5 protein-coding genes and 2 rRNA genes (1 of these 7 cut by a window edge) are annotated in these 8,780 nt (G+C 65.8%); 5 read left to right on the top strand and 2 right to left on the bottom strand.

The window, feature by feature from the left end:
• The first annotated feature begins 133 nt into the window (after positions 1-133).
• The 5 genes from P8A18_RS12110 to P8A18_RS12130 are packed head-to-tail and all read left to right on the top strand — an operon-like array spanning position 134 to position 5,603.
• Positions 134-1,375: a DUF7847 domain-containing protein gene (locus P8A18_RS12110; RefSeq protein WP_306054076.1), complete on the top strand. Its 1,242-nt coding sequence runs from the start codon at positions 134-136 to the stop codon at positions 1,373-1,375.
• Positions 1,376-1,379: 4 nt separating this feature from the next.
• A complete protein-coding gene (locus P8A18_RS12115) occupies positions 1,380-2,066 on the top strand; it encodes a DUF4129 domain-containing protein (protein ID WP_371933663.1) in 687 nt (228 codons plus the stop codon).
• Positions 2,063-3,283: a DUF4350 domain-containing protein gene (locus tag P8A18_RS12120; RefSeq protein WP_306054078.1), complete on the top strand. Its 1,221-nt coding sequence runs from the start codon at positions 2,063-2,065 to the stop codon at positions 3,281-3,283. Before P8A18_RS12115 ends, P8A18_RS12120 begins: the two co-directional genes overlap by 4 nt.
• Positions 3,280-4,281, top strand: a complete 1,002-nt coding sequence (locus P8A18_RS12125) for an AAA family ATPase (protein ID WP_306054080.1) — start codon at positions 3,280-3,282, stop codon at positions 4,279-4,281. The genes P8A18_RS12120 and P8A18_RS12125 overlap by 4 nt, the downstream gene beginning before the upstream one ends.
• Before the next feature lie 11 nt (positions 4,282-4,292).
• Positions 4,293-5,603, top strand: coding sequence for a DUF58 domain-containing protein (locus P8A18_RS12130; protein WP_306054081.1), 1,311 nt, complete (start codon positions 4,293-4,295; stop codon positions 5,601-5,603).
• 102 nt (positions 5,604-5,705) lie between these two features.
• On the opposite strand, the gene rrf is transcribed toward P8A18_RS12130, so the two are convergent.
• Both rrf and P8A18_RS12140 read right to left on the bottom strand, forming a co-directional pair.
• A 5S ribosomal RNA gene (rrf, locus tag P8A18_RS12135) occupies positions 5,706-5,822 on the bottom strand.
• A 78-nt stretch (positions 5,823-5,900) separates the two neighbouring features.
• Positions 5,901-8,780: ribosomal RNA gene (locus P8A18_RS12140) — 23S ribosomal RNA — on the bottom strand (it continues 245 nt past the right edge of the window).

Below are 8,780 nucleotides of genomic sequence, written 5' to 3' on the forward strand. Positions count from 1 at the left end.
GTCTGCCCGGTGACTCGCCCGGACATGAAGGGACTGGGGAGATACAGGGCCAGGCCCGCACCCGTGCGACGCGTGGCACGATGGCTGCCAACCTGACGCCCCGATGCGCGGCCAGGACCGTGAAGGAGCAACAATGAACGACACTCCGGGCTGGGCCTCGCCCGGATCTGCCCCCTCCGATGCCTCCTCCGACGGCCAGGAGACGGGCGTCCCCCGGCCTTCCGAGCCCGTCGACGGCAGCGGCACCACGGGAACCTGGGCTTCCACGCAGCCGCCCGCCGGGCAGTGGTCCCCGCCGAGCAACACCCCGACCGGCCCCGGCACCCAGCCTCCCCGCCCCGGCTGGGGCCCCTCCCCGAAGGGGCAGGGCTGGGGCTCCGCCCCGCAGGGGCCCGGCTGGGGCCGTCAGCCGGACGCTGCGAAGCCCGGCGTCATCCCGCTCCGGCCGCTCGGCGTCGGCGAGATCCTGGACGGTGCCGTCACCGCGATGCGCGCGCACTGGCGCACGGTCCTCGGCATCTCGCTCCCGGTCTCCGTGGTCGCCCAGACCGCCAACCTCCTCGTTCAGCGATACCTGCTGCCCGAACCTCCGGCATTCGACCGGAACGCCACCGGCCCGGAGGCCCTGCGCCAGACCGCGGACTCCCTCCGCTTCCGCCTGCTCGAGTCCGCCCCGTCCATGCTCATCTCCATGCTGGCCCTGATCTTCATCACGGCGGTACTGACCGTGGTGATCAGCCGCTCGGTGCTGGGGCGCCCGGTCACCCTGTCCGACGCCTGGACCGAGGCCCGGCCCAGGCTCCTTCCCCTGCTGGGCCTCACGCTCCTGATTCCCGTCCTGGGCGCGGCGGTCATGGCCGTGGGCATCCTCCCGGTCTTCCTGGTCGGCGACACCGCGGCGGCCGGCCTCGCGGTGCTCGTGCTGCTCGCGGCAACGGGCGTCTTCCTCTGGCTGACGGTCCGTTTCAGCCTCGCCTCCCCGGCGCTGATGCTGGAACGGCAGCCGATCATCCTGTCCATGCGACGCTCCGCCAAGCTGGTCCGCGGTGCCTGGTGGAGGATCTTCGGCATCCTCGCCCTGACCATGGCTCTGGTGCTCGTCGTTGCCGTGCTCGTCGGCATCCCCTTCGCGCAGATCGCGATCAGTGCCGACGGCGGCACAATGGACTCTTTCCTCGATGGCAGCATCACCGGTTTCGGCTGGCCGTTCCTGATCATCTCCGCCATCGGCGACGTGGTCGTCACGACGATCACCTATCCCCTCTACGCCGGCGTCATGGCCCTGCTCTACGTGGACCAGCGGATCCGCCGCGAGGCACTCGACCTCGACCTCGCCAGGGCAGCGGGCCTGCCGGGCTACGACAGCAGGAACTGACACCGTGTCGGGGGCGGGCGGGGCAGCAGCACTCCGGCTGATGCGGACGGGCGACGGCACTCCCGTGGACACCGGGCGCCTCCCGGCCCGGGAGGCGGCGGAACGCGAACTGTCCAAGGGCGCGTACCACGAGAACGACCCGAACCTCCTCCAACGCGCTCTCGACCATGTGTGGACCTGGTTCGGCGACCTCATCTCGGCTGCCGCCGGGGCCTCGCCGGGCGGCCCGGCCGGATTGGTCGTGCTCCTCCTGATCGTCGTCGCCCTGGCCGCCGCCCTCTGGTGGCGGCTCGGCATTCCGCAACGTGGCGCGCGGCCCGCCGACACGCTCTTCGAGGACGGCCCCCGCAGCACCGCGGACCACCGCGCCGCCGCCGAGGCCCACGCCGCCGCCGGTCGTTGGAACCAGGCCGTCCAGGAACGGATGCGCGCCATCGTCCGCTCCCTGGAGGAACGGGCCCTGTTGGACCCGCGCCCCGGACGGACCGCCGACGAAGCGGCCGCGGAAGCGGGGCTCGCCCTCCCGGCGCACGACAGCCGCCTGCGGGCGGCGGCCCGCCGGTTCGACGACGTCGCATACGGCGGCCGCATCGCCGACCAGTCGACGTATCTGCCCCTGCTCGATCTGGACCTCGCCCTCCAGTCCGCCAAACCACACCTGTCCGGCACGCGCGAGGGGGCCGCCGAGTGACCGCGGTATCCACCCCTCCCACCTCGTCCTCCGTCACCCCTCGCCAGGTCTGGCTCCGCGCCCGCGGAGTACTGCTGGCCGTCCTGTTGCTCGTCGTCACGGGCACAGCCCTGGCCGCCACCCGCTCCGGGGACCAGCACGGTCGCCTCGACCCCCGCTCCGCCGACCGCTACGGCAGCAAGGCCATCGCCGAACTCCTCAAGGACCACGGCATATCCGTCCGCGTCGTCACCACGCTCCAGGACGCCGTCTCCGCGACCGGCGCCGACACAACCCTCCTGGTCACCGCCCCCAATCTGCTCACGCCCCACCAGCAGACCACTCTGCGCGCGGCCACCACCGCCACATCCGGCCGCACCGTTCTCCTCGGTGCGAGTTCCGCATCCTTGGGCACCCTGGCCCCCGGCGTCCGCGCCGAACCCTCCGCCTCCGTGGTGACACGTCCCCCCGGCTGCTCCATGGCCGAGGCCCGGAGAGCCGGCGCCGTTGAGACGGGTGGCATCCGCTACGCATCGAGCGGCCTCGACGCCATCGCCTGCTACCCGGCCGCCGGCCTGCCCTCCGTTCTCCTCCTGCGGCAGCCCACAGCGGGCGACACCGTTCTTCTCGGCTCCCCCGACCTCCTGTACAACGAGCGCCTGGCCCACCAGGGGAACGCCTCCCTGGCCCTGCAACTCCTCGGTTCCCGCCCCCATCTGGTCTGGTACCTCCCCTCGCTCGCTGATCCCTCCGCCGCCGGCGCCCCGGGCGACGGCACTACGAACGGCGACACGGCCGACGGTGAGAGCAGCTTCATCGAGCTGATCCCGTCCGGCTGGCTGTGGGGCACGCTGCAACTCGCACTCGCCGCGGTGCTCGCCGCGATCTGGAGGGCCCGGCGCCTGGGTCCTCTCGTCACCGAACGCCTGCCGGTGGCCATCCGAGCCTCCGAGTCCACGGAAGGCCGCGCCCGGCTCAACCGCAAGGCCAACGCACGCGACAGGGCCGCCGCCTCACTCCGCCGCGCCACCCGTACCCGCGTGGCGCCCCTCGTGGGCGTCTCTCCCCGGGACGCCCACTCCCCCGCCGTCCTCCTCCCCGCTCTGTCGGCGCGCCTCCCCCGTGGTCACGGCGTGACCAACGACCTGCTCTTCGGCCCGGCCCCTGCCGCGGACGCCGCCCTCGTGCTTCTTGCAGACCAACTCGACTCCCTCGAAAGAGAGGTCCGAACCTCATGAGCGCCCCGCCACCCGTGCCCGTCGGCACAACCGGGACCGTCAGCGGCGACGACGCGGCCCGCGCTTCCCTGGAGGCGCTGCGCGCCGAGATCGCCAAGGCCGTGGTCGGCCAGGACCCGGCCGTGACCGGGCTGGTCGTCGCCCTCCTGTGCCGAGGGCACGTCCTCCTCGAAGGCGTCCCGGGGGTCGCCAAGACGCTGCTGGTTCGAGCCCTTGCCGCGTCACTCGAACTCGACACCAAACGCGTCCAGTTCACGCCCGACCTGATGCCCAGCGACGTCACCGGCTCGCTCGTCTACGACTCCCGCACCGCCGAGTTCTCCTTCCAGCCGGGCCCCGTCTTCACCAACCTCCTCCTTGCCGATGAAATCAACCGGACGCCTCCCAAGACCCAGTCGTCCCTTCTGGAGGCGATGGAGGAACGTCAGGTCACCGTCGATGGAACACCCCGCCCTCTGCCGGATCCCTTCCTCGTCGCCGCGACACAGAATCCCGTCGAGTACGAGGGCACCTACCCGCTGCCCGAGGCCCAACTGGACCGGTTCCTGCTGAAACTGACGGTCCCGCTGCCCAACCGCGAGGACGAGATCAACGTCCTCACGCGCCACGCCGGCGGTTTCGATCCACGCGATCTGAAGGCAGCGGGCATACGCCCGGTCGCCGGTCCCACCGATCTGGAAGCCGCCCGCGTCGCGGTCGCGCGGACAACCGTCTCGCCCGAAATCGCCGGCTACGTAGTGGATATCTGTCGTGCCACGCGTGATTCCCCCTCGGTCTCACTCGGTGTCTCTCCCCGTGGAGCGACCGCGCTGTTGTCCACCGCCCGAGCCTGGGCATGGCTCACCGGTCGCGACTACGCAACTCCGGACGACGTGAAGGCATTGGCCCTCCCCACGCTCCGGCACCGCATCCAACTGCGCCCCGAGGCACAGATGGAAGGGGTCACCCCCGACTCCCTCATCACCGCTGTTCTCGCCCATGTCCCCGTACCCCGATGAGGCGATGAACTGTGACCCTCACCGGACGCGCCGCCTTGCTGGCCGCCCTCGGATCACTCCCTGTAGGCATCGTGGCCCCGAGCTGGACGGGAATGCTCGCGGTCAATGCCCCGCTCTCACTGGCAATTCTGTGCGACTACGCCCTGGCAGCGCCAGTGCGTTCGCTACAGTTCACCCGATCCGGTGACACATCCGTTCGACTCGGTGACGAGGCAGAAGTGCAACTCACCGTAACCAACCCTTCCCGTCGGCGCCTGCGTGCACACCTCCGCGATGCGTGGCCTCCCAGCAGCTGGCTGCCCGGCACCGAACCGGCCGCGTCCCGTCACACGCTGACGGTTCCGCCCGGCGAACAACGGCGCCTGAGAACTCTGCTGCGTCCGACCCGCCGAGGTGACCGCCGAGCCGAGCAGATCACCGTTCGCTCGTACGGGCCGCTGGGGCTGGCCGCGCGCCAGGGCAACCACCGGGTGCCGTGGACGATCCGTGTCCTTCCGCCGTTCGCGAGCCGCAAGCATCTTCCCTCCCGGCTCGCCAGGCTCCGCGAACTGGACGGCCGCACCAGCGTCCTCACCCGCGGCGAAGGCACCGAGTTCGACAGCCTGCGTGCCTATGTCCCCGGTGACGATGTCCGCTCGATCGACTGGCGGGCCACCGCCCGCCAGTCCGCGGTCGCTGTCCGCACTTGGCGCCCCGAGCGCGACCGGCACGTCCTTGTCGTCCTGGATACCGGCCGCACCTCGGCGGGCCGGGTCGGCGACGTGCCACGCCTTGACGCGGCCATGGACGCCACGCTGCTCCTCACCGCTCTCGCGACCCGCGCCGGCGACCGTGTCGCACTGCTCGCCTACAGCCGCCGCGTCAGGGCGAGGGTCCAGGGCCGGGGTGCCGGGGAGGTTCTGTCAGCCGTGGTCGATGCACTGACGCCACTCGAACCGGAACTGGTGGAGACCGATGCGCGCGGTCTCATTGCCGCAGCTCTGGCAGATGCTCCTCGCCGTTCACTGATCGTACTTCTGACCACTCTCGACGCCGCCCCCGTCGAAGAGGGTTTGTTGCCCGTGCTGTCCCAGCTCACCCAGCGCCACACCGTGCTGCTGGCGGCCGTGAGTGACCCGCATGTCGAGGAAATGGCCCGGGTACGAGGCACAGTGGACGCGATATACGAAGCGGCTGCCGGCGCTGAGGCCGAGGCCCGACGCCGTAGGACCGCCGAGCAACTCAGGCGCCACGGAGTGGTCGTCGTCGATGCCCCGCCGGACAGCCTCGCACCCGCCCTTGCCGACGCCTACCTGGCTCTCAAAGCAGCGGGGCGTCTTTAGTGGGCATGACTACCGGAGGCGGCGTCGAGCACATCAACACAAACAGGTCCGTAAACGCAGAAAAGCCCCGTGCCAGAGGCACGGGGCTTTCCCACAATAATTGTTCGGCGGCGTCCTACTCTCCCACAGGGTCCCCCCTGCAGTACCATCGGCGCTGAAAGACTTAGCTTCCGGGTTCGGAATGTAACCGGGCGTTTCCCTAACGCAATGACCACCGAAACACTATGAAATAAACAAAACCGGACAACAACACGGCAGTTCGTTATTTCAGAACCAACACAGTGGACGCGAGCAACTGAGGACAAGCCCTCGGCCTATTAGTACCAGTCAGCTCCACCCGTTACCGGGCTTCCACATCTGGCCTATCAACCCAGTCGTCTACTGGGAGCCTTAACCAATCAAGTTGGTGGGAATACTCATCTCGAAGCAGGCTTCCCGCTTAGATGCTTTCAGCGGTTATCCTTTCCGAACGTAGCCAACCAGCCATGCCCTTGGCAGGACAACTGGCACACCAGAGGTTCGTCCGTCCCGGTCCTCTCGTACTAGGGACAGCCCTTCTCAATATTCCTACGCGCACAGCGGATAGGGACCGAACTGTCTCACGACGTTCTAAACCCAGCTCGCGTACCGCTTTAATGGGCGAACAGCCCAACCCTTGGGACCGACTCCAGCCCCAGGATGCGACGAGCCGACATCGAGGTGCCAAACCATCCCGTCGATATGGACTCTTGGGGAAGATCAGCCTGTTATCCCCGGGGTACCTTTTATCCGTTGAGCGACAGCGCTTCCACAAGCCACTGCCGGATCACTAGTCCCGACTTTCGTCCCTGCTCGACCCGTCGGTCTCACAGTCAAGCTCCCTTGTGCACTTACACTCAACACCTGATTGCCAACCAGGCTGAGGGAACCTTTGGGCGCCTCCGTTACTCTTTAGGAGGCAACCGCCCCAGTTAAACTACCCATCAGACACTGTCCCTGATCCGGATCACGGACCCAGGTTAGACATCCAGCACGACCAGAGTGGTATTTCAACGGCGACTCCACAACCACTGGCGTGGCCGCTTCAAAGTCTCCCACCTATCCTACACAAGCCGAACCGAACACCAATATCAAACTATAGTAAAGGTCCCGGGGTCTTTCCGTCCTGCTGCGCGAAACGAGCATCTTTACTCGTAGTGCAATTTCACCGGGCCTATGGTTGAGACAGTCGAGAAGTCGTTACGCCATTCGTGCAGGTCGGAACTTACCCGACAAGGAATTTCGCTACCTTAGGATGGTTATAGTTACCACCGCCGTTTACTGGCGCTTAAGTTCTCAGCTTCGCCACCCCGAAAGGCAGCTAACCGGTCCCCTTAACGTTCCAGCACCGGGCAGGCGTCAGTCCGTATACATCGCCTTACGGCTTCGCACGGACCTGTGTTTTTAGTAAACAGTCGCTTCTCGCTGGTCTCTGCGGCCACCCCCAGCTCAGGAAGCAAGTTCCCTCACCAGTGATGGCCCCCCTTCTCCCGAAGTTACGGGGGCATTTTGCCGAGTTCCTTAACCATAGTTCACCCGAACGCCTCGGTATTCTCTACCTGACCACCTGAGTCGGTTTAGGGTACGGGCCGCCATGAAACTCGCTAGAGGCTTTTCTCGACAGCATAGGATCATCCACTTCACCACAATCGGCTCGGCATCAGGTCTCAGCCTCAATGTGTGACGGATTTACCTACCACACGGCCTACACCCTTACCCCGGGACAACCACCGCCCGGGCTGGACTACCTTCCTGCGTCACCCCATCGCTTACCTACTACAAGTCTGGTTCATCGGCTCCACCACTACCCTCAACTCCGAAGAGATCGGGCCGGCTTCACGGACTTAGCATCGCCTGATTCAGTACTGGGCGTTTCAAAGCGGGTACCGGAATATCAACCGGTTGTCCATCGACTACGCCTGTCGGCCTCGCCTTAGGTCCCGACTTACCCTGGGCAGATCAGCTTGACCCAGGAACCCTTAGTCAATCGGCGCACACGTTTCTCACGTGTGTATCGCTACTCATGCCTGCATTCTCACTCGTGAACCGTCCACAACTCGCTTCCGCGGCTGCTTCACCCGGCACACGACGCTCCCCTACCCATCCATACTCCCGTTGAGGATATGTGTATGAATGACACGACTTCGGCGGTACGCTTGAGCCCCGCTACATTGTCGGCGCGGAATCACTTGACCAGTGAGCTATTACGCACTCTTTCAAGGGTGGCTGCTTCTAAGCCAACCTCCTGGTTGTCTCTGCGACTCCACATCCTTTCCCACTTAGCGTACGCTTAGGGGCCTTAGTCGATGCTCTGGGCTGTTTCCCTCTCGACCATGGAGCTTATCCCCCACAGTCTCACTGCCGCGCTCTCACTTACCGGCATTCGGAGTTTGGCTAAGGTCAGTAACCCGGTAGGGCCCATCGCCTATCCAGTGCTCTACCTCCGGCAAGAAACACACGACGCTGCACCTAAATGCATTTCGGGGAGAACCAGCTATCACGGAGTTTGATTGGCCTTTCACCCCTAACCACAGGTCATCCCCCAGGTTTTCAACCCTGGTGGGTTCGGTCCTCCACGAAGTCTTACCTCCGCTTCAACCTGCCCATGGCTAGATCACTCCGCTTCGGGTCTTGAGCGCGCTACTAAACCGCCCTATTCGGACTCGCTTTCGCTACGGCTTCCCCACACGGGTTAACCTCGCAACACACCGCAAACTCGCAGGCTCATTCTTCAAAAGGCACGCAGTCACGACGCACCGAGCAAGCTCGATGCGCGACGCTCCCACGGCTTGTAGGCACACGGTTTCAGGTACTATTTCACTCCGCTCCCGCGGTACTTTTCACCATTCCCTCACGGTACTATCCGCTATCGGTCACCAGGGAATATTTAGGCTTAACGGGTGGTCCCGCCAGATTCACACGGGATTTCTCGGGCCCCGTGCTACTTGGGTGTCTCTTAAACGAGCCGTCAATGTTTCAGCTACGGGGGTCTTACCCTCTACGCCGGACCTTTCGCATGTCCTTCGCCTACATCAACGGTTTCTGACTCGTCTCACAGCCGGCAGACTATGAAAAAGAGATCCCACAACCCCGCTCACGCAACCCCTGCCGGGTATCACACGTAAACGGTTTGGCCTGATCCAGTTTCGCTCGCCACTA

The organism is Streptomyces sp. Mut1, from assembly GCF_030719295.1.
Classification (GTDB): Bacteria; Actinomycetota; Actinomycetes; order Streptomycetales; family Streptomycetaceae; genus Streptomyces; species Streptomyces castrisilvae.

Bases quoted from the DNA above. Each gene is read 5' to 3' on its own strand.
- P8A18_RS12110 (WP_306054076.1), top strand. From the start codon at position 134: ATGAACGACACTCCGGGCTGGGCCTCGCCCGGATCTGCCCCCTCCGAT.
- P8A18_RS12125 (WP_306054080.1), top strand. From the start codon at position 3,280: ATGAGCGCCCCGCCACCCGTGCCCGTCGGCACAACCGGGACCGTCAGC.